15 protein-coding genes are annotated in these 19,724 nt (G+C 66.9%); 8 read left to right on the top strand and 7 right to left on the bottom strand.

Translation table 11 applies throughout. The annotated features are described in order from the left end of the window. The first annotated feature begins 99 nt into the window (after positions 1 to 99). Entirely contained in the window at positions 100 to 816 is a 717-nt protein-coding gene (locus B9C43_RS04855) for a sugar isomerase domain-containing protein (RefSeq protein ID WP_084424839.1), read from the top strand. Here B9C43_RS04855 and B9C43_RS04850 read toward each other — a convergent pair. Then, positions 781 to 2,664 carry an ABC transporter ATP-binding protein gene (locus B9C43_RS04850; protein WP_084424838.1) on the bottom strand — a complete coding sequence of 628 codons (1,884 nt, stop codon included), beginning with the start codon at positions 2,662 to 2,664 and terminating at the stop codon, positions 781 to 783. The two genes, B9C43_RS04855 and B9C43_RS04850, sit on opposite strands and share 36 nt — an antisense overlap. A gap of 73 nt (positions 2,665 to 2,737) precedes the next feature. Here B9C43_RS04850 and B9C43_RS04845 point away from each other — a divergent pair, with 73 nt between their 5' ends. Continuing rightward, positions 2,738 to 4,009 (top strand): glycosyltransferase 87 family protein, encoded by a 1,272-nt coding sequence (locus B9C43_RS04845; RefSeq protein WP_235038428.1) that lies wholly within the window; start codon positions 2,738 to 2,740, stop codon positions 4,007 to 4,009. A gap of 35 nt (positions 4,010 to 4,044) precedes the next feature. Here B9C43_RS04845 and B9C43_RS04840 read toward each other — a convergent pair whose 3' ends face one another. Together B9C43_RS04840 and B9C43_RS04835 are read right to left on the bottom strand one after the other, a co-directional pair. Continuing rightward, positions 4,045 to 4,254, bottom strand: coding sequence for a helix-turn-helix domain-containing protein (locus tag B9C43_RS04840; protein WP_033391619.1), 210 nt, complete (start codon positions 4,252 to 4,254; stop codon positions 4,045 to 4,047). Positions 4,255 to 4,426: 172 nt separating this feature from the next. After that, the gene (locus B9C43_RS04835) at positions 4,427 to 6,055 is read right to left on the bottom strand and encodes an ABC-F family ATP-binding cassette domain-containing protein (RefSeq protein WP_084424837.1); all 1,629 of its coding nucleotides are present in this window, start codon (positions 6,053 to 6,055) and stop codon (positions 4,427 to 4,429) included. Between the two features lie 190 nt (positions 6,056 to 6,245). On the opposite strand from B9C43_RS04835, the gene B9C43_RS04830 reads away from it, so the two are divergent. Beyond that, positions 6,246 to 7,457 (top strand): low temperature requirement protein A, encoded by a 1,212-nt coding sequence (locus B9C43_RS04830; RefSeq protein ID WP_084424836.1) that lies wholly within the window; start codon positions 6,246 to 6,248, stop codon positions 7,455 to 7,457. 42 nt (positions 7,458 to 7,499) lie between these two features. Here B9C43_RS04830 and B9C43_RS04825 read toward each other — a convergent pair whose 3' ends face one another. Further along, positions 7,500 to 10,271 carry a S8 family serine peptidase gene (locus B9C43_RS04825; protein ID WP_407657069.1) on the bottom strand — a complete coding sequence of 924 codons (2,772 nt, stop codon included), beginning with the start codon at positions 10,269 to 10,271 and terminating at the stop codon, positions 7,500 to 7,502. 236 nt (positions 10,272 to 10,507) lie between these two features. Between B9C43_RS04825 and B9C43_RS04820 the strand changes: the two genes are divergently transcribed. Beyond that, entirely contained in the window at positions 10,508 to 11,479 is a 972-nt protein-coding gene (locus tag B9C43_RS04820) for an SMP-30/gluconolactonase/LRE family protein (RefSeq protein WP_084424834.1), read from the top strand. On the opposite strand, the gene B9C43_RS04815 is transcribed toward B9C43_RS04820, so the two are convergent. Beyond that, the gene (locus B9C43_RS04815) at positions 11,476 to 12,120 is read right to left on the bottom strand and encodes a TetR/AcrR family transcriptional regulator (protein ID WP_084424833.1); all 645 of its coding nucleotides are present in this window, start codon (positions 12,118 to 12,120) and stop codon (positions 11,476 to 11,478) included. The genes B9C43_RS04820 and B9C43_RS04815 overlap by 4 nt on opposite strands. Positions 12,121 to 12,216: 96 nt before the next feature. On the opposite strand from B9C43_RS04815, the gene B9C43_RS04810 reads away from it, so the two are divergent. After that, entirely contained in the window at positions 12,217 to 13,098 is an 882-nt protein-coding gene (locus B9C43_RS04810; protein WP_084424832.1) for an MBL fold metallo-hydrolase, read from the top strand. Here the strand turns inward: B9C43_RS04810 and B9C43_RS04805 are convergent. After that, on the bottom strand, positions 13,068 to 14,615 hold the full coding sequence (locus B9C43_RS04805; RefSeq protein WP_084424831.1) for a deoxyguanosinetriphosphate triphosphohydrolase family protein: 1,548 nt from the start codon (positions 14,613 to 14,615) through the stop codon (positions 13,068 to 13,070). The genes B9C43_RS04810 and B9C43_RS04805 overlap by 31 nt on opposite strands. A gap of 63 nt (positions 14,616 to 14,678) precedes the next feature. Between B9C43_RS04805 and B9C43_RS04800 the strand changes: the two genes are divergently transcribed. From B9C43_RS04800 to B9C43_RS04790, 3 genes are all read left to right on the top strand, one after another. Further along, positions 14,679 to 15,773, top strand: coding sequence for a lycopene cyclase family protein (locus tag B9C43_RS04800; protein WP_084424830.1), 1,095 nt, complete (start codon positions 14,679 to 14,681; stop codon positions 15,771 to 15,773). 42 nt (positions 15,774 to 15,815) lie between these two features. Beyond that, on the top strand, positions 15,816 to 17,495 hold the full coding sequence (locus B9C43_RS04795; RefSeq protein WP_084424829.1) for a GGDEF domain-containing protein: 1,680 nt from the start codon (positions 15,816 to 15,818) through the stop codon (positions 17,493 to 17,495). Positions 17,496 to 17,624: 129 nt separating this feature from the next. Next, the gene (locus tag B9C43_RS04790; protein WP_084424828.1) at positions 17,625 to 19,064 is read left to right on the top strand and encodes an aminotransferase-like domain-containing protein; all 1,440 of its coding nucleotides are present in this window, start codon (positions 17,625 to 17,627) and stop codon (positions 19,062 to 19,064) included. On the opposite strand, the gene B9C43_RS04785 is transcribed toward B9C43_RS04790, so the two are convergent. Next, complete coding sequence (locus tag B9C43_RS04785) at positions 19,061 to 19,711, bottom strand: response regulator transcription factor (RefSeq protein WP_084424827.1); 651 nt, start codon at positions 19,709 to 19,711, stop codon at positions 19,061 to 19,063. The genes B9C43_RS04790 and B9C43_RS04785 overlap by 4 nt on opposite strands. Between the last annotated feature and the right edge of the window lie 13 nt (positions 19,712 to 19,724).

Here is a 19,724-nt window from a genome sequence, read left to right as displayed (position 1 = left end):
GCAACCCACCAGCCCGCCGTGGTGAGCACCGTCCCCCTTGACGCACCTCTCACCACTGGTATAGACCATTGCGAGGTCGACCGAGGAGGTACCGCGAGCATGGCCGTATTCGGCAACCTGGTCAGGGATCACCTGATCCAGGTGGAGAAGCACAACGCCGACGCGTTGAACAATGTCGCCGAGTTGTTCCTCGGCAGCATCCGCGCCGGCGGCCTTGTGCTGACCGGCGGGGCGGGGCACTCGCTCGCCGCGGTCGCCGAGACGTTCTACCGCGCAGGCGGCCTGGCCTGCGTGTATCCGCTGTACCACCCGGACATCCAGCCACTGCACGGCGGCCGCGCCTCCACCAGCGCCGAGCGCCTCACCGGCCTGGCCGACGAGGTCTTCGGCAAGGTCCAGCTCAGCGGCAACGACGTCCTCGTCGTCTTCTCCACCTCTGGCGTGAACCCGTATCCGGTCGAACTCGCGATCGCCGCGCAGAACGCCGACATGCCGGTCGTCGCGGTCACGTCCAGCCCGGCCAACGCCGTCGCCCCCCGGCGGGCCGACACCACGCTCGCCGAGAACGCCTCCATCGTGCTCGACACCCTGGTCGCTCCCGGTGACTCCAGCTACCCGCCGGAGGCACCGGTCACCGCCGCACTGTCCACTGTGGCCAACGCGTTCCTGTGGGCCGAGATCCTGGCCCGCCTGGTCGACAAGGCGGCCACCGCGGGTGTGGAGATCCCGTTGTGGCGCAGTTCCAACGTGCCCGGCGGTGACGAGGCGAACCAGCGCTACCTAGACCTGTACGGTCCCCGGGTCCCGCAGCTCTGAGCGGGAGAACTGCGTGTTGTGCAGTTCGGCGTACCGGCCGTCCCGGTTGAGCAACTCGGTGTGCGTGCCGCGTTCGACGATCTGACCGCCCTCCACCACGAGGATCTGGTCGGCGGCCCGGATCGTGGACAGCCGGTGCGCGATCACGATCGCTGTCCGGCCTTCCAGTGCGTGCACGAGCGCCTCCTGCACCGCGGCCTCGGATTCCGAGTCCAGGTGCGCGGTGGCCTCGTCGAGGATCACCACGCGCTGGTTGGCCAGCAACAACCGGGCGATCGTCAGACGCTGCCGCTCACCGCCGGACAGCCGGTACCCGCGTTCGCCGACAACGGTGTCCAGACCGTCGGGCAGTGAGGCGATCAGGTCGGACAGCCGGGCCCTGGCCAAAGCGGACGTGATCTCCTCGTCCGAAGCGTCCGGCCGGGCGTACGCCACGTTGGCCCGGATGGTGTCGTGGAACAGGTGCCCGTCCTGCGTCACGACTCCGACCGTGTCCCTGATCGAGTCGAACGACAGGTCTTTCACGTCCACATCGGACAGCCGGACCGACCCACTGTCCACGTCGTACAGTCGCGGCACCAGTGACGCGATCGTCGACTTGCCCGCACCCGATGAGCCGACCAGGGCGACCATCTGACCGGGTTCGGCGCGGAAACTGATGCCGTGCAACACTTCCTTGCCGCCACGGGTGTCCAGCGCGGCGACGTCCTCGAGTGATGCCAACGACACCGCCGAAGCCGCCGGGTAGGCGAACCGGACGTCCTTGAGCTCCACCGAAACGCCGCCGGCGGGCACCGGCCGCGCGTCCGGCTTCTCCTTGATCATCGGCGGCAGGTCGAGCACCTCGAAGACGCGCTCGAACGACACCAAAGCGGTCATCACGTCCACTCGGACGTTCGCCAACGCCGTCAGCGGCGAGTACAGCCGCGTCAGCAACAGCGCCAACGCCACGACCGTGCCAGGGGCGAGCTCGCCGCGGATCGCCAGCCAGCCGCCCAAGCCGTACACCAGCGCCTGCGCCAGCGCGGAGACCAACGTCAAGCTGGTCATGAACCACCGGGTGGCCATCGCGTTCTTGATGCCGATGTCCCGTACTCGGCCAGCTTTTGTCCCGAATTCTTCCGCTTCGGCTTTCGGCCTGCCGAATAGCTTCACCAAAGTCGCGCCGGGCGCGGAAAAACGCTCGGTCATCTGCGTTGTCATCGCCGCGTTCAGCCCGGACGCCTCGCGCTGCAGGTCCGCCAGCCTGCGGCCGACCCGGCGGGCAGGCAGCACGAAGACCGGTAGCAGCACCAACGCCAGCGCCGTGACCTGCCACGACAGCGTCGCCATCACAGCGAGCGAGAGAACGAGCTGGATCACGTTGGCGACAAGACCGGACAGCGTGGACGTGAATGCCCGCTGCGCGCCCATAACGTCGTTATTCAACCGGCTGACCAGAGCGCCCGTTCTCGTCCTGGTGAAGAACGCCACCGGCATCAGCTGAACGTGCTGGAAAACCGCACGGCGCAGATCGAAGATGAGACCTTCCCCGATTCGCGAGGACTGCCAGCGTTCGACCAATCCGAGACCGGCGTCGACGACCGCCAGAGCCGCAATCAGCACCGCCAGCCAAATCACCAAAGACGCGTCCTTGCCGCCGACAATCGCATCCACCACACGACCGGCAAGCAATGGTGTCGTCACTGCCAGCACTGCCGACGCAACGGTGAGTATCAGAAACGCAATGAGCAGCTTCCGATGCGGTTTCGCAAAACGGAGGACCCGCCGCACCGTGCCTTTCCGAACTCCCTTTGGCGCGTCCACACTGCGCGCCGCCCCCATCAACAAGTTCCAGGTTCCGTCCACCCCAGCACCTCACTCTCCGCTGGCCTCAACACCGGTGAACGGCTGTCACTTCCCGATCGGTAGAGTTTTCGCTGTGGGCGATCGGGGCAAGGTTCTCAGGCTGGATGTCGCCATCTACCTTGTCTGCGCCGCATTCGCCATCCCGACGGCAATCTGGTCGGAGTTCTACGGCTACCGGGTCTGGGGAAACTTCGCGTCCGTGGCCTACGTGCTCGGCGCTGCGCACGCGATCTGGCTGATGACCAGCACCGGCACCAGCTGGCTGCGGTCCCGCTGGGTCCCGGTCGGCCTGGTCGGCGGCCTCGGCATGGTCGTCCCGCTGATCGTGCTCGTGTTCCGCAGGCTGACCGGCTCGGACTGGGTGATCAAGCCGTTCCAGTGGGCGGCGCAGCCGGAAGTCTGGGTGATCGAGCGATCTGCCCAGCTGCTGTTCGACACCGGAACGCCCTATGTGGACATCGCGGCCCTGCCGCGGCCGCCCGAGGTCAACGACTACACGCCTTATGGCCCGGCGATGACCATTTTCGGCATCCCACGGGCGCTGTTGTCCGGCGCGATCACCGACGCGCGGATCATGTTCGCGCTGACCACGATCGTCACCATCGCACTGGCGCTCAAGCTGCTCGGCTGGCCGAAAGTGCCGGTCAGGGCCGCGCACCTGGCCGTCGTCAGCCCGCTGACGGCGTTGACCTTCGCCGTCGCCGGGCCGGACCTGGCGATCATCGGGCTGATCATCCTGTCCGGCGCGCTGGCCGCGCGCGGCAAAACAGTGTGGTGCGGCGTCGTCCTCGCTGTGGTCGTGAGCATGAAGCTGAGCGCACTGCCGGCCGTGGTGGTGATCATCTTCTACGTGGTCACCACCAGGGCCGGCCGCACGTCATCGATCCGGTCTGGGTTGCTCCGGTTCGGCACCGCGATCATCGGGGTCACCGCGCTGCTGAACATCCCGGTGTTGATCGTCCACCCGGGAGCCTTCGTCGAACACGTGATCAAGTTCCCGTCCGGGACGGGTATGATCACCTCACCTGCGGCAAGCCCGCTGCCTGGCCATTTGATCGCGAGCATGGGCCAAGTGGGACACGTGGTCGCACTCGTCCTGCTCGGGCTCACCGCGTTGGCCCTGACCATCTGGCTGTTCGTACACCCACCGGCGACCGGCTCGGCCGCGATGCTCAAAGCCGCGATCGGCCTCGGCGCCGCGATCCTGATGGTGCCCGCCAGCCGCTACGGCTATCTGGTGTACCCACTCGTCCTCTGGGGGGCCGCAATGACGTTCTCGGTGGCCGAACGGGCCGCGTCCCGGCCGGCACAACCGCGGGATCTGAACACGATCCCGGCCCGGTAAAACACGAGTGTGCTGGGAGAACAACCAGACAGTCGCTACTTCTTCTTGGTACGCGTCGCGCCGCCACGACCGCGCAACTGCACACCGGACTCCGACAGAACCCGGTGCACGAATCCGTACGACCGGCCCGTCGACTCCGCCAAAGCCCGGATGCTGGCGCCCTTTTCGTACTTCTTCTTCAGATCAGCGGCTAGCTTGTCGCGCGTACTTCCAGTAATGCGCGCGCCTTTCTTGAGGTCAGCCACGTCTCCGCCTTCCGTAGCGAGTAACTAGGGTCACATGCGACCCCTGCGCCCGCAATGATCGAACACGGAAGCTCGGAACGCCAGGCGAGTTGGAAAAATCATCATGAAGTCGCCCACTCGCACTACTCCATCCGAGTGGATCACCGATGATCTAGGCGCATCCGTGCGGGATTCAGGCCAACTGGACCAACTCAAGATAGTCTGCTGACCAATGATCTTCCGTGCCGTCCGGCAGGAGGATCACGCGCTCGGGCTCCAACGCCTCCACCGCACCGGGGTCGTGCGTGACGAGCACGACCGCGCCCGAGTAGCGGCGCAGCGCGTCCAAAACCTGTTCCCGGCTGGCCGGATCGAGGTTGTTGGTCGGCTCGTCGAGCAGCAACACGTTGGCCGCACTGGAGACCAGGCCGGCCAGCGCGAGCCGGGTCTTCTCACCACCGGACAACGTCCCGGCCTGCTGGTCCAACTGCTCGCCGCTGAACAGGAATGTGCCCAGCAGGGTACGAAGTTGCTGCTCAGGCGTGTCCGGCGCGGCGTGCCGGATGTTCTGCCACACGCTGGCCTCGTGATCGAGGGTCTCGTGTTCCTGTGCGTAGTAGCCCAGCCGCAACCCGTGTCCGGGTAGGACAGTCCCGGCGTCGGCCGGTTCCATCCCGCCGAGCAGACGCAACAACGTCGTCTTGCCGGCACCGTTCAGGCCGAGCACGACCACCTTGGAGCCACGGTCGATCGCGAGATCGACTCCGGTGAACACCTCAAGCGAGCCGTAGGACTTGCTCAAGCCCTCGGCGGTCAACGGAGTCCGGCCGCACGGCGCGGGATCGGGGAACTTGATCCTGGCGACCTTGTCGGCCTGGCGTTCCTGCTCGAGACCGGCGAGCAGCTTTTCCGCGCGCTTGGCCATGTTCTGCGCGGCGACGGCCTTCGTCGCCTTGGCCCGCATCTTGTCGGCCTGCGCCATCAACGCGCCTGCCTTCTTCTCCGCGTTGGCGCGTTCGCGGCGGCGGCGTTTCTCGTCTGTGGCACGGGCTTCGAGGTACTTCTTCCAGCCCATGTTGTACAGATCAAGCTCGCCGCGGTTGGCGTCGAGGAACCAGACCTTGTTCACCACGGCGTCGAGAAGTTCGACATCGTGGCTGATCACCACGAGTCCACCGTCGTGCGATTTGAGGAAGTTGCGCAGCCAGGTGATCGAGTCCGCGTCGAGGTGGTTGGTCGGCTCGTCCAGCAGCAAGATCGTGCTCGACTTGCCGCCAGCGCCCGCATCGGATGCGGCGAACAGGATCCGGGACAGCTCGACCCGGCGGCGCTGGCCACCGGACAGCGTGCGCAGCGGCTGCGCGAGCACCCGGTCGGCCAGACCGAGGTTGCTGCAGATCCGTGCGGCTTCGCTTTCCGCGGCGTACCCGCCGAGTGCGGCGAACCGCTCCTCGAGCCTGCCGTACTTGACGACCGCGGCCTCACGGGCTTTGTCGTCGACCAGCTCCGACATGGCCGACTGGGCCTTCTCCATGTCCCTGAGCAACTGGTCGAGGCCACGCGCGGAGAGCACCCGGTCCTTCGCGGTGACCGAAAGATCACCTTCCCGCGGGTCCTGCGGCAGGTAACCGACTTCGCTGGTGCGCCGCACCGCGCCCGCGTACGGCTGGCCCTCACCGGCGAGCACCTTCAGCGATGTGGTCTTGCCCGCGCCGTTTCGGCCGACCAGGCCGATCCGATCGCCAGGTTGGACACGCAGTGTCGTTTCCGAGAGCAGGATGCGCGAGCCAGCACGCAGCTCCAGATCGATAGCAGTGATCACCAGTAAGGCTCCATAGACGAGTGGCTCGCGGTGGCGACCACCGTCACGAGTTTACAGACCCGGGCTAATCAAATTTCGGCCTACCACATTCGACCGGGGATGCGATACCCCTGCGGTCCACAATGGACGCCGCGGCGACGTTCGGGCACAGAGAAGGCTGAGCGGCCCCGGCCGTGTCACCATTCTGGCCATGAACAAGCCGTTGAGGTCCAGGATGGAGCGCGTCGGCGAGCGGGCAAGCGCGACCAACCTGGAGCTGTTCTTCGACCTGGTCTTCGTGTTCGCGTTGACGCAGGTCACGGCCATGATGGCGGAGACGCCGACGTGGCCAGGCCTGCTGCGCGGCGCCCTTCTGCTCAGTGTGATCTGGTGGTCGTGGATCGGGTATTCATGGCTGTCCAATTGGGTCAAGGCGGACGAGGGGCTGGCCCGCAGCGCGATGCTCATCGCGATGGCGGCGATGTTCCTGCTCGCGCTGGCCATCCCGGAGGCCTTCGACGACCTGCCCGGCGGCTTGGACGGACCGCTCGTGCTGGCGTTCTGCTACCTGCTGGTGCGGGTGGTGCACGTCTGGCTGTTCTGGATCGCCGCGGGCGACGAGGCCGAGCTGCGGGCCCAGCTCGTCCGGTTCGTGCCGTCGATGATCGGCGGGACGGCCCTGCTGGCGATCGCTTCCCAGCTCTCTGGTGCCGCCCAGACGGCTGTCTGGGCGGCCGCCGTCCTCGCCGACTACGGCGGCACGATGCTGATCGGCACGAAGGGCTGGCGGCTGCCATCGGCCAAGCACTTCGCCGAGCGCTATGGGCTGATCATCATCATCGCGCTGGGTGAGTCGATCGTCGCGATCGGTGTCGGTGTCACGCATCTGGCCATCTCATGGCCCATCATCGTGGCCGCGACCCTCGGCCTGGCGATCGCCGGGGCGCTGTGGTGGTCGTACTTCGACACCCATGTGCTGGCCGCCGAACAAGCACTCGCCGAAGCGCGCGGCGCAGAGCGGGTCCGGATGGGCCAGGTCGCCTACACGTACCTGCACCTGCCGCTGATGATCGGCATCGTGATGCTGGCCCTGGGGTTGAAGAAGGTCCTCGGCTACGTGGGTGGCGAGAAGGGCCATACGCTCGCCGATCCGCTCTACGGCCCTCCCCTGTGGGCCATGTACGGCGGTGTGGCGCTGTTCATGTTCGCTTACGTGGGTATCGGCTGGCGCACCAAGCACGTCTTCAAGGTTGAGCGAGTCGTCCTCGGCGTCGTCCTGCTGGCCGTGGTGCCGCTCGTGTCCTACGTGCCCGCGATGGCCAGCCTCGGTGTGCTGACGGTCTTGCTGATCGCCTTGATCGTCTACGAATGGTTCAAGTACCACGACATTCGTGAAGAGATTCGGCACGCGACCCACGAATGACGGCTGGTGGGCCGGGCACGCACCCGGCCCACCAGGCTGGACTCAGCTCCCCGGGGTCACATAACCCGACACGTGCAGCGAGAACGCACGCAGCGAGCCCACGTCCCGTCCGGCGGCGTCGCGGACGTGCAGCGTCCACGTGCCGTCGGTCGCACCGACCGTGCCCTCAAGCGGCTGGAACGGCCGCCACGAACCGGTGTACGGCGCGTCCTCGGACTTGGAGTCACGGAACGCGCGCGCGGCGGTGTCGTCGAACACGACCTTGCACATGTTCTTGCCGTTGGAACCGTTGCCGGAGAACAACGTCGCAGTCGCGCCACTTGGCGAGCGCAACGTACCGACGAGGTCACTCACGAAGGTGTGGTCGATCCCGACGGTGGTGGCGCCCGGGTTGGCCGTGCACTCCGTGCCGTCGATGGAGAACGTCACACGACTGACCGGGCCGACACCGGAGACCTCGATCGGCACCGTGACGCCGGTCGGGTCGTTGTCCGGGATGGCCAGCGGCGTACCGGTGTAGGTGAAGTCATGCACCACAGTGGACGGTTGGCCGATCTTCACGGGGAAGCGGGCCGTCTTCGGTGACTGCGCACCGGCGAAGCTCACCTTGGCGTCCAACAGAACCGGGGTGCCCAGTGGGTGGTTGGCCGGGACGGTCAACGTGAAGTTGTTGATCGCGGTCTGGCCCTTGTCGATCGAGCCGTAGAACTTCGAGCGCGGCGTGATCGTCACACCCGCGGTCGGCGAGCTCAGCACGACACTCGTCGAAGCCGCGAGACCGTCACCACGGTTGGTCACCGGCAACGTCACCGTCGCGGTGTCACCCGGGTCGATGAAGTTGCCGCCGTCGTTGGCGCGCACGGTCGGCGTCTGCGCCTCGGCCAGCGGCTGCGGGCTGGCACCCGTGTAGCCCAGAACCCTGTCCGCCAAGATGATTCCGGAACCGGCACGGTTGTCGAAGCCGGCCTGCTCGATGTCGATGCTCGTGGTGGTCAACGCCTCACGGACATCAGCCGGAGCGAGCCCTGGGTTGCCGGACAACACAAGGCCGGCGATGGCCGCCGCGTGCGGTGCCGCGGCCGAGGTGCCGTAGAACGTCTCGAAGTCCGGCACCGTCGTGGTCACCCCGTCGGCGGCGGTGAGGTCCGGCTTCTTGCGCACCTCGCCACCGGTCGAGGAGACGTCGCCGGGCGTGATCGGCGTCCCGTCGGCGTTGTAGATGATGCGCCGTGGGCCGTCCGAGGTGAACCGCTCGACCTTGGAGGTCGGCCCGAACGCACCTGGGAACGGCCCGGTCGGGTTCGGCGGGTCACCGGGCTCGAGGGCACGCCCGAAAGCCTTGGCGGCGGGCGCGGCCGCGACCGCGAAGGCGTTCTTGGCCGCGGCGTGGCCGAAGATCTCGCCAGGCGTGTTGTATCCGGTCAGCACACCGGCGGTGTCCTTGAACCGGCTGCGCAGCGCGGACAGCGAGAGGTAGCGGTTCTCGCCCTTGAACTTCACGATGGCCAGGCGAAGTCCCTGCCCGCCGCCGCTCGGTGTGTTCACGCGCTCGTAGGCGTCCTGTGTGCCGTTCTGGAAATTCTGGCTCGCGGAGAGGACATTTCCGTTGCGGTCCAACAGGTACAGGTCGTAGTCGTTGGTCGACGCGCCGAGCGGGTCGGACCAGTTCAGCAGAACCGGGACGCCTGCCGAGGACGCATCGGAGATCGGCTGATAGATCTGAACCCCGTTGCTGCCCGCGAAGTTGTGCGCGGTGCCTGCCCACTTGCCGATCGACAGACCGGAGTCGACGAAGTCACCTTCCCAGTGCGCGGCCGTACCGTCGACAACGTTGCCCTCGTTGCCCGCACTCGAGAAGTACAGAGCGCCGTCAGCGGTCACGTCGTTGACGGCCTGAGCGATGATCCAGTCCTGGAAGACCGCTTCCTTGAAGTAGATGACGTCGTCGACGATGATGTCGCAGTTGGCCTGGAAACGCAGTTTCCGGATGTTGTCGGCGAAGCTGGCGTCGGACCGGAATGCCGTGGCGAAGCCGAGTTCGGCGTTGGGCGCGAGGTCGTGGATGATCTCGAGCATGGCAGTGCCCTCGTCACCGTCGCCGCCCTCGCCGGGCAGCACGTCGACGGCAGGCAGCTCGCCCGCGGCCTGTGACGCCTGAAGCGAGTCGATGCCGTCCGACAGCGCGCAGATCTTCACGCCGATGCCCGTGACCCCGAACTGCTGCCGTGCTTTGTCGGCATTGTGCGCCCGGTCGCCTTCACTGACCGCGGGCTCAGCCTGAACGCTCAGTGCCTGCCGGGTGCGCTCGGTGATCTGCTTGGCCTTCTCGTCCTTGGTGGGCTTCTTCTTGGGCTTGTCGGCAAGCTGCTTCGCCGTCATCGCACCGACGGCAGGCTCGACGAACTTCACGTCCTTGCGAGACGCGATGCTCTCCATCGCGCTGACCGGCACCTCGGCCCGGACAGAGCTGTAGTGCTCGGAAACAGCGCGGATGCCCGCACCGACCTTGCGCAGGTGGTCAAGCAGGTCAGCGGAAGCACTCCCCCGGATGTCCACAGTGACCCGGTCCCCCACGCCGGTCTGCAGCGCCGGAAGCGCGGCGCGCATCCCCCGCCCGGCGGCCTCGGTGCCGCGCTTGGCGACGACAAGCGAGGTGTCCAGCTTGGATTCGACGGCCGATTGCGAGCGTTTGAGCTCCTGTAAGGCGGAAATCTGCTTGCTGGCGTTGTCTGCGGCCTTGCCTGCCGGATCCGGCCACGCGGCGGCAGGCGAAACGATGCTCAGCGAAAGTACAACTCCCAGTGAAGCGGCCAAGAATCTTCGATTCGGCCGAATGGGCGCACGCACTAGTCCCCTCCCAGCATTCCAACGCGTGCCCCGACACACGCGGATGAAACCGGGGTCAACCCCGGATCGCGCAGACGTTATGTGCCGGAACACTCAGGGAATAGCAGCCGTATGAGTGACTCCGTTGCCACATGTGGTCACGGAACGAAAGCACCTAACCTTCGTCGGTATGCCCAGGTAGGCGCCACGGCTACGTTGCACACATGAGACGACGAGGGTTGCGGTCCGTTGTGCTCGCCCTGATCGCCGTTGCCGCGGTCCCGGTTTCCGCGTCTGCGACGGAAAACCGGCCGTGCCCCGACTTCGTCCTTGGCAACGGTCCCACCCTGCATCCCGAAGGCATTGCCTACGACGGCCGGCGAGACAGGTTCCTGGTCGGATCCGTCACCCATGGCACAGTCTCCGCGGTCCAACCAGACGGATCCACACGAACCCTCGTCAACGATCCCAGACTGATCACCACCATGGGCCTCGCGGTCGACCGCGGCAAGGTGCTCGCGGTGAACGGCGACATCGGCATCGGCGACCGCTCAACGCCGGAAACGATCGGCAAGACATCCGGTCTAGGCATCTACGACGCCCACTCCGGCAAGCAGATCAGGTACGTCGACCTCGCCGCGCTCGACCCACAACGGCCACACTTCGGAAACGACGTTGCCGTAGCACCCGACGGCACAGCGTACGTCACCGACTCGCGCAGTGGCGCCATCTACCGCGTGCCACCCTATGGCTCGCCGTCGATCCTGATCCGCGACGACCGGTTGATGCCCGCAGGTTCAGGCAACGGCGCGAACGGAATCGTCTGGCACCCCGGCGGTTTCCTGCTCGTCGCGCATTCGTCCGGGCGGAGTCTGTGGCGGATCCCGTTGCGTGACCCGGCGAACCTCGCTCAAGTCACCGTGAACGAACCCATCGGTGCCCTCGACGGCCTGTTGCTCACCGGAACCACCATGCTCGACGGCATCGACAACACCAGCGCCAACCGGGTACTCCGACTGCACTCCACCGATGGCTGGCACACTGCGACCGTCAAGTCCTCACTCCCCTGGCCTGATCCGGCACCGACGACCATGGCCCGCAGTCGCTGCGGCACGTACGTGCTGACCGGCAGGTTGGACCAGTTGCTCAGCGGCACCCGCACGGACGAGTTCCGGCTTCGCGCATTGCGTTTCTAAGAGCCAAGGTGCTCGGTATGTGCCGAGCGGGCTTGGGGCCGATGCTGGGAGGTCTCCTCTCGCAGTCCGGTGAGGACCGCGCGAATCAGCCTTTCCACTTGTGCGTCAACCTCACGGGCGCTGTCCAGGCGCATCAGGCCGTCTCGCAACAGGGTGGCGAGTCCATGCACCGCGGGCCACAGCACGAACTCGGCCCCGATGCGTGCCGACGCTGTCAGACCACCGGCCTCGACGAGCTTGTCCAACTCGGCGGCCAACACGTCATGGGGATGCGGAGAAACTGGCGTCTCGGCCTCGTCGTGGTGTGCGCCGAACGCGAGGCCTGCGACCGATGGATCCTCCACCGTCCAACGGACATACGACCGGCACAGCGCGATCACTCGCGACTGTGGGTCCTCCCGCTGGCCTCGGGCGCGCCCGGCGGCTTTCCGGACTCGCTCCCCCAGCCGAGCGAGCACTTGTGCGGACAAGGCACCGACCAACGCGTCGCGTGACTTGAAGTGGTGGTACGCCGCGCTGGGGCTGACGCCGATCCGCGCGGATACCTCACGCAGCGACCAACCGTCGATGCCGCGCTCCCGCACGAGTGATTCGGCGGCGTCGAGCAGCGCTGCCCGCAGGTCGCCATGGTGATAGCCCACGCGACGATCTTAGCAGTGTTCAGATTCGTGCTACCGTCGGACTAGCATCTGAACACCGATCAGATTGGGGCCAGCGCGGTGACCGCATTACCAGACGTGAGCAGTGCACCGGAACCGATTGTCAGCGGCGAGCCGGTCGAGGTGGCCGATGGCGTTTTCGTGATCCCCGACCGCCGGGTACCGCTCGTGCCGAACGTCGGCATCGTGGTGGGCGAGCACGCGGCCTTGATCGTCGACACCGGTCTTGGTCCTCGCAACGGCGAATACGTGCTCGGCCAAGCCAAACGTCTCGCCAATGACCGCCGGCTGTACCTGACGACCACGCACTTCCACCCCGAACACAGCTTCGGCGCGCAAGCGTTCAAAGGCGCCGCGACCATCATCTACAACCGCGCCCAACGCGACGAACTGCATCGCAAAGGCGCCGCGTACCTTGCGATGTTCAGCGGCCTGAGCCCGTCCTTCGCCACCCAGCTGGAGGATGTCGAACTGACCGAACCGGATGTGACGTACGACGGCTCGCAAGCGGAGATCGATCTCGGCGGACGCACAGTCACGCTGCACCACCGGGGCCCGGCACACACCAGTTCCGATCAGACGGTGTTGGTCGACGGTCGCGTGCTGTTCACCGGCGACCTCGCCGAGACCCGCATGTTCCCGATCGCGCCGTACTTCCCGCCGCACGACACGGATGTCGACATCACCGGGTGGATCCGCGTGCTGGACGAGCTGGTGGCCTTGGACCCCGCGGTCGTCGTCCCCGGCCACGGCGAAGTCGCCGACGCGCAACTCCTCGTCGAAATCCGCGACTACCTCAAGCACATCCGCGCCCAGGCCCGCCAACTACCGCCCGACCAAGCCGTCGCGGCCATCGAACAGGACGCCCGGACACGCTGGAGCACGTGGGAAAACCCGGAATGGATCGCCTTCGCGGTGCACGCCGCCTATCACAGCACGAAGGCGTCAGACCAAGGCTGAGCGCTCCGTCCCGACAACGCGTCCATCAGGGACACGGCCTGCTTGTCGGTCAACGACGACACGAAGTCGATGACCGCCCGGCCACGAGCCAAAGCGTGCACGGCATCCTTGCCCTGAGGAGCATCTCCAGTCGCCCCAACCAGAACAGTGGGCTCCGAACGAGCCAGGGCCTCATACTCGGCGACGGCCAAATCGACGAGATCATGCAGTCGGCGGGGCAACCTGTCGGCCTCGAACCGGTCACCCAGCCACTGGTCAAGAGCCTCGACCAGGTTGGTGATCAGGCGGGCCTGACCACGCTGGTGCAAAGCCAGGTCCGGCCGCAGCAGCACGAACTTCCGGTGCAGGAACTTCAAGACCTGCACCTCGTGCCACTGTTCGCCGCCCAACAGCACGTGCCCGGACCGGGTCGACGGATCCTCCACAACGGACATCTCCTCGACCAGCCGGGAAGTCCACCGCATGGAGAACCGAGCGACCGCCTGCTCAGCTTCCACCGATCCGTCAAAGGGCGAGGAAAGCAGCTCGTCGACCAGCTCGGCCCGAACCCGGGCCACCGCCGAGTGAAAAGCGTCGTCGCTGACGATCCACGAGTCCTTCTCGTGCATGCGCCGGCGCAGCAACTCCAACGACCGCCCAGGCAGTCGCTGCTGGCGCCGAACCTCCTCATCGGACAGCCACGCCAACGTCGCCGCGTTCGACTGCCACTGGCCGAGTTCGGCCGCGACGGGCGCGTGCTGCAGTACCCCGATCCGGTGAAAGTCGGTGATGTCGTGGATCGCGTACGCGATGTCGTCCGCGGTGTCCATAACGGACGCTTCGATCGTCTGCTGCCAGTCGGCCAAACGGCCTTCGAACGGTGCACGGGCCTGCTCGAGGTCGTCCAGTTCGGTCACGTAGGCCGAGAACTTCCCCGAACCTGTGCCCGGCGCGTCGGACGGCTCGGACGCGCCTCGGGGAGGTTCGGCCATGAACCGGGGATGCGGCTCGGGGTGGTGCAGCCGCGTCCACGGGTACTTCAGCATCGCCGCCCGCACGGCCGCCGTGAGGTCCAAACCAACCGCAGACGGGCCTCCGACATCGGTCGTCGTGACGATCCGGAACGACTGCGCGTTGCCCTCGAAGCCGTCAGCCAGGCCGAAGCGGTGGCGCGCCAGCCGGTCGAGCACTTGTTCACCGAGGTGCCCGAAGGGTGGGTGGCCGAGGTCGTGGGCCAGCGCCGCCGCCTCGACCACGTCCGGGTCGCACCCGCCGAGTGCGTCGATGAGCGAGACGTACTCGGCGCACAACCGCTCGGCGATGGCCCGCGCGACCTGTGCGACTTTCACGCTGTGGGTCAGCCTGTTGTGCAACAGGCCCGAGCCGCTCGCGCTCACCACCTGGGTGACGCCACCGAGTCGTGCGAAGAAGGGCGAGCCGGCGATCCGGTCCCTGTCCACCCGGAACTCGCTCGCGGCCAGGTCGAACGCCACCGCGGGCGCTCCGTGTGAACGCCGTTCCTCCCTCGGATCACTCATGAGCGCACGATAGACCGCTATCCCCCGACCAAGCGGGAAACGCGGCCATGGTCCAATCGGGATATGCCCGACGTCATGATCGCGGGCGCCGGGCCGTCGGGGTGGGCGCTCGCCGCGCACTGTGCCCGGCTGGGGCTCCAGACCGCGATCGTGGCGCCGCATCCGCTGCGGACCTGGCCTGCCACATACGGCCTATGGGGTGACGAGCTGGCCATGCTGCCACCGGATGTCACCGCCGCCGAGCCGAAGGTCATCCGGGCCTACACCAACAAGACGCACGTGATCGCCCGCCGGTACGCGATCCTGAACAACGAGCGGCTGATGGCGGTGCTGACCAAGAACGTCACGGTCATCACCGGCCGGGTGGTCAAGGCTGACCACAAGGGACTCGAGCTCGCCGACGGCCGCACGTTCGCGGCCAAAACCGTTGTGAACGCCATGGGTTCACGCGGTGGTACAGCGGAACAGACCGCGTACGGCATCATCGTGCCCGAGGAAGTCGCGGCACCTATTGTCGCGCCGGGCGAAGCGATTTTCATGGACTGGCGCGGCGATCACAACACGTTCCTCTACGCGATGCCGCTGGGCCAAGGCAAAGTCCTGCTTGAAGAGACCGCGCTCGCGCGCCGTCCGGCGATGGATTTCCGCACACTTCGTGAGGCATTGCGAGAACGCCTCGCGCCATACGGGATAAAGATCGACACGCCCGATGTCGAACGTGTGCGTTTTCCACTCGATGTGCCGAAGCCGAAACGCGAACCGGTCCTGCCGTTCGGCGCCGCCGCGGGGTTCGTCCACCCGGCGGCCGGCTACAGCGTCGGTGAGGCGTTCCGGCTGGCACCGCGCATCGCGGCGGCGATCGCCGCTGGTGAGGACCCGTGGCCGGCGTTGTGGCCGTCCCGCGCCCGGTTCGTGCATTTTCTGCGGCACTGCGGCCTTGAAGCACTGCTGTCGTTGTCGGCCACCGAGACACGCGATTTCTTTGAGTTATTTTTTGACCTACCACCGGACGCACAGCGTGGATATCTTTCCGGACGCGACGATCCGGGCGCGACGTTCGCGGCAATGTTCCGAATCTTCCGCAAAGCATCCGGACGGGTCCGCCTGGTTTGCGCCAAATCGGTGATTGTCCGCGTCCGCAACGTGAACAGTGGGTGACGAAATCGCCGAAACGTGAGCTCATTCGGCAGTATGTGACCCGTGTCCGCGACTCAAGAAGTGAGCTTCGCGTTCCAGCCGTTGCTCAGCACCCGCACTGGCCGTGTGATCGCCCTTGAGGCGTTGCCCGTGCCATCGACCGGCAACATCCACGGTCTGTTCAAGGCCGCCAGCCGGGCCGGGCAGCTGACCCAGACCGACATCGCGTTGGCGGGGCATGCCCTGCTCGCGTCGGAGGAGCAGGATCCGTCGATCCCGCTGCACGTGAACATCCTGGCCTCGACGGCGGCGCGCACCGACGACCTGCTGCACTACCTGCTGCCCGTGCTGCGGCACACCGGACGGCACAGCCGTGACGTCGTGCTGGAGATCGGCCCGCCGTTCTGCCAGGCCCGCCGGGCCGACCTGCTGTCGGGCATCGCCAAGCTGCGGGCGGAGGGGTTCCGGATCGCGCTTGACGGCATCGGTGACGGCGACGCGCCGCTCGCCCTGCTGGCCGAGGCCGCACCGGACATGTTCAAGATCCACTCCAAGATGCTCACGAACCCGGATGACCCGGCCGCCGCCGCGATGCTCGAGGCGGTCGTCCGCCTCGCGTCACGCACCGAAGCCAGGGTCACGGCGGTCAACGTGACCAACGACAACCAGCTCGTCACGTTGAGCCGGCTCGGTGTGCGTGCCGCGCAGGGCGAGTACCTCGCCGCGTCGATCGACGACCCCAAGCGCACCCAGGCGCTGGCCGAGGCCGCGGAACGGCGCGTCACGGCCGTGAAGCCGCCGCAGGTCACCGACTTCATGCACCCCGCGCTGATGCTCCCGGCGACCGCGACGGCCGAGGAAGTACGCGCCACGCTCGCCGAACGCCCGGACATCAACGGCCTTGTGCTGGTCGACGAGGCGTGGCGACCGCAGTGGTCGATCGACCGCAGCCGGTTCCTGCTCATCGTCGCCGGTCCGTACGGGCACGCGCTGCACGCCAAACGCGCGGCCGCGCGGCACGCGGACAAGCCGTTGCTGATCGACCGCGAGGCGACCGGCATGGAGTTGCTTGAGCTCGTCGGCGACACCGACTGGGAACGCACCGGTGACGACGTGGTGGTCACCGATGAGAGCGGCCGGTGTGTCGGCGTGGTCCGCGCCAGCGACGTGATCCGCGGTGTCGCGGACATGAAGGTCGAGCAGGCCGCCTCGCTCAACCCCTTGACCCGGCTGCCGGGCACGGACGCGGTGGCCCGCGAGATCGACCGGCGGATCTCCGACGGCCAGATGTTCGTCATCGCGTGGCTGGACGTGGACTCCTTCAAAATCGTGAACGATTCACTGGGTTTCGCCGCGGGCGACGACCTGATCAGGACATTCGGCCGGACGATCACCGAAGCCAGCTCGAAGATGCCGAACGTGATGGTGGGCCACGTCGGCGGCGACGACTTCCTCCTGGTCACCGAACTTGACGAGATCTCGGCACTCGCCGGGGTGCTGCTGGACACCCAATGGTCGATCGAGGGCATGCCGGTGACGGTGTCGCTCGCCTCGTTGGTGTGCGCGGTGAACAGCGTGTCGTCCTACCGTGAGGCGTCCGCTCTGCTCGCGCCGTTGAAGAAGCAGGCGAAGTCGGTCCCGGGTTCCAGCTGGGTGCTCGGCCGCCCCGGATCCGACCGGATCGACGTTTTGCGTGGTCGGACGGCTCGCGGGCAGACCCACGCGCAGCAGCCCGTTGCCTGATGGCGCGAACCCGGGAGAACTCTTCTCGTTAGGTGCTAACGAACCCACCAGAAAACCGATCAGTGTGGAAAAGGTTGGCACCGAGTAGAGGGAGTTTTGGCCTGGATCGCGGGCCATTCAGGGGGAGCAATGGACCGTTTGACCGACGGCTCCGACCTCGTCGAGGTACTCGGCGACTGGACGAGCACGTCAGCCGGGCGGGCTCCGCTGTACCGGCGGTTGGCTGAGGCTGTGCGCCGAGCCATCCACGCAGGCGACCTGCATGCCGGTGAGCGGTTACCGTCCGAACGTGATCTGGCGCGGGCTCTTGCCGTGAGCCGCGCGACCGTGGTGTCGGCGTACGACGAACTGCGCTCGATCGGCCTTGTCGACAGCAGGCGAGGCAGTGGTACGCGGGTCGTCCGTCCGCCCGGGTTCCGGCCGAGTGTGGAAGGGCGGGTGTTCGGCCGGGCGACACCGATCATCAATCGCACGAACGACGCGGCAGGCGAGATCATCTCGCTTGCCAGGGCGTTCGACCCTGGCGCGCCGCACCTGCGTGGGGCGTTGCTCGATCTGGTGCACGCGGATTTGCCCGCGTTGCTCAACGGGTCGGGGTATCACCCGGCCGGCCTGCCTGAGCTGCGTTCGGCGGTCGCCGGACATCTGACGGCCACAGGCATGCCCACGGAACCGAAGCAAGTCGTCATCACCACCGGCGCACAGCAGGCGATCGGGCTGATCACCCAGATGTACCTGCGGCGTGGCTGGACCGCGGTCGTGGAGACGCCGAGCTGGCCTGGCTGCCTCGACGTGTTCCGGGCGACCGGCGTCCGCCTGGTCGGCGTGGAACTGGACAACGAGGGTATCCGGGCGGATCAGCTTGGCCGCGCGATGGCCGAGCACCAGCCGGACCTGTTGTACGTCATGCCGACGTACCACAACCCGACCGGCATCCTGATGTCCACGAGCCGTCGCCGTCGGATCGTGGAACTGGCCGCGCGGTACGCCGTCCCGGTCGTCGAGGACCACGCGTACACCGTGGGCGCGGCCGAGGGTGCTCCGCCGCCCATCGGCGCTTTCGCCAACAGCAACGCGGAAGTGCTCACAATCGGTTCGCTGGCCAAATCCGTGTGGGCGGGCCTGCGGATCGGCTGGGTGCGGGCGTCGATCGAGACGGCGGAGCGGCTTGCCCGGCACAAGGCGCTCGCGGATCTCGGCAGCCCGGTACTGGATCAGGCGTTGGCGGCACGGCTGCTGCCGCAACTGCCCGAACTGGCAGGCGCGCGGATCGCCGAGTTGCGGGACCGGCTCGGCCGGGCCCGTGAGCTGCTCACCCAGCACCTGCCCGAATGGCGTTGGCGCACACCGGATGGCGGGTCCGCGCTGTGGATCGAGCTGCCCGGTACCGACGCGCGGATCTTCGCGCAGGTCGCGTTGCGGCACGGAGTCGAGGTCGTGCCAGGCGCGGCAACGGATCCGTCCGGCGCGCACGACAACTTCATCCGGTTCCCGTTCGCGTTTCCCGACGATGTCCTCACCGAACTGGTCAACCGCCTGAGCCGGGCCTGGGCGGAGGCACGACGCTAGCCGGGTGTGACGAAACCCGATTCGTAGGCGGTGATCACGGCCTGGGTGCGGTCCCGGGCGTGCAGCTTGGACAGCACGTTGCCGACATGCGTTTTCACCGTCTGCACACTGACGAACAACTGCTCGGATATCTCCACATTGGACAGACCGGTCGCCATCAGCCGCAGCACCTCGGCCTCCCGGTCGGTCAGGCCTGCCTCCCGCAGGCCTGACCGACCGGGTCCCAGCCCGCGCTGCCCGGCGAGCAAGCGGATCTTCTCAGGGAACAGCAACGAATCCCCCGCGACCACGACCCGGATCGCCCGCACGATCTCGGCAGGCCGGGCCCGCTTGAGCAGAAAACCATTCGCACCGGCCCGAAGCGCGTCGTAGACGTAGTCGTCGTTCTCGAACGTCGTCACCACAATGATCTTCGGCGCATCCGGCACGCGATCGATGATGTGCCTGGTGGCCTGGATTCCGTCGACCGCGGGCATCCGCACGTCCATCAGCACGACGTCCGGCTTGAGCTTGGTGACCAACGGCAGCACGTCGGCACCGTCCTCGGCCTCGCCGACCACGGCGAGGTCGGGCTCGGTGTCGATGATCGCCCGCAGCCCCGCCCGGATCAGCTCCTCGTCGTCGACGAGCAGAACGTTCACTGTCACAGTGCGATCCTCA

This window comes from Kibdelosporangium aridum, assembly GCF_900176515.1.
Lineage (GTDB): Bacteria > Actinomycetota > Actinomycetes > Mycobacteriales > Pseudonocardiaceae > Kibdelosporangium > Kibdelosporangium aridum.
Note: the sequence above shows the minus strand (reverse complement) of the source record. Positions and strands in the feature narration are given on the sequence as shown.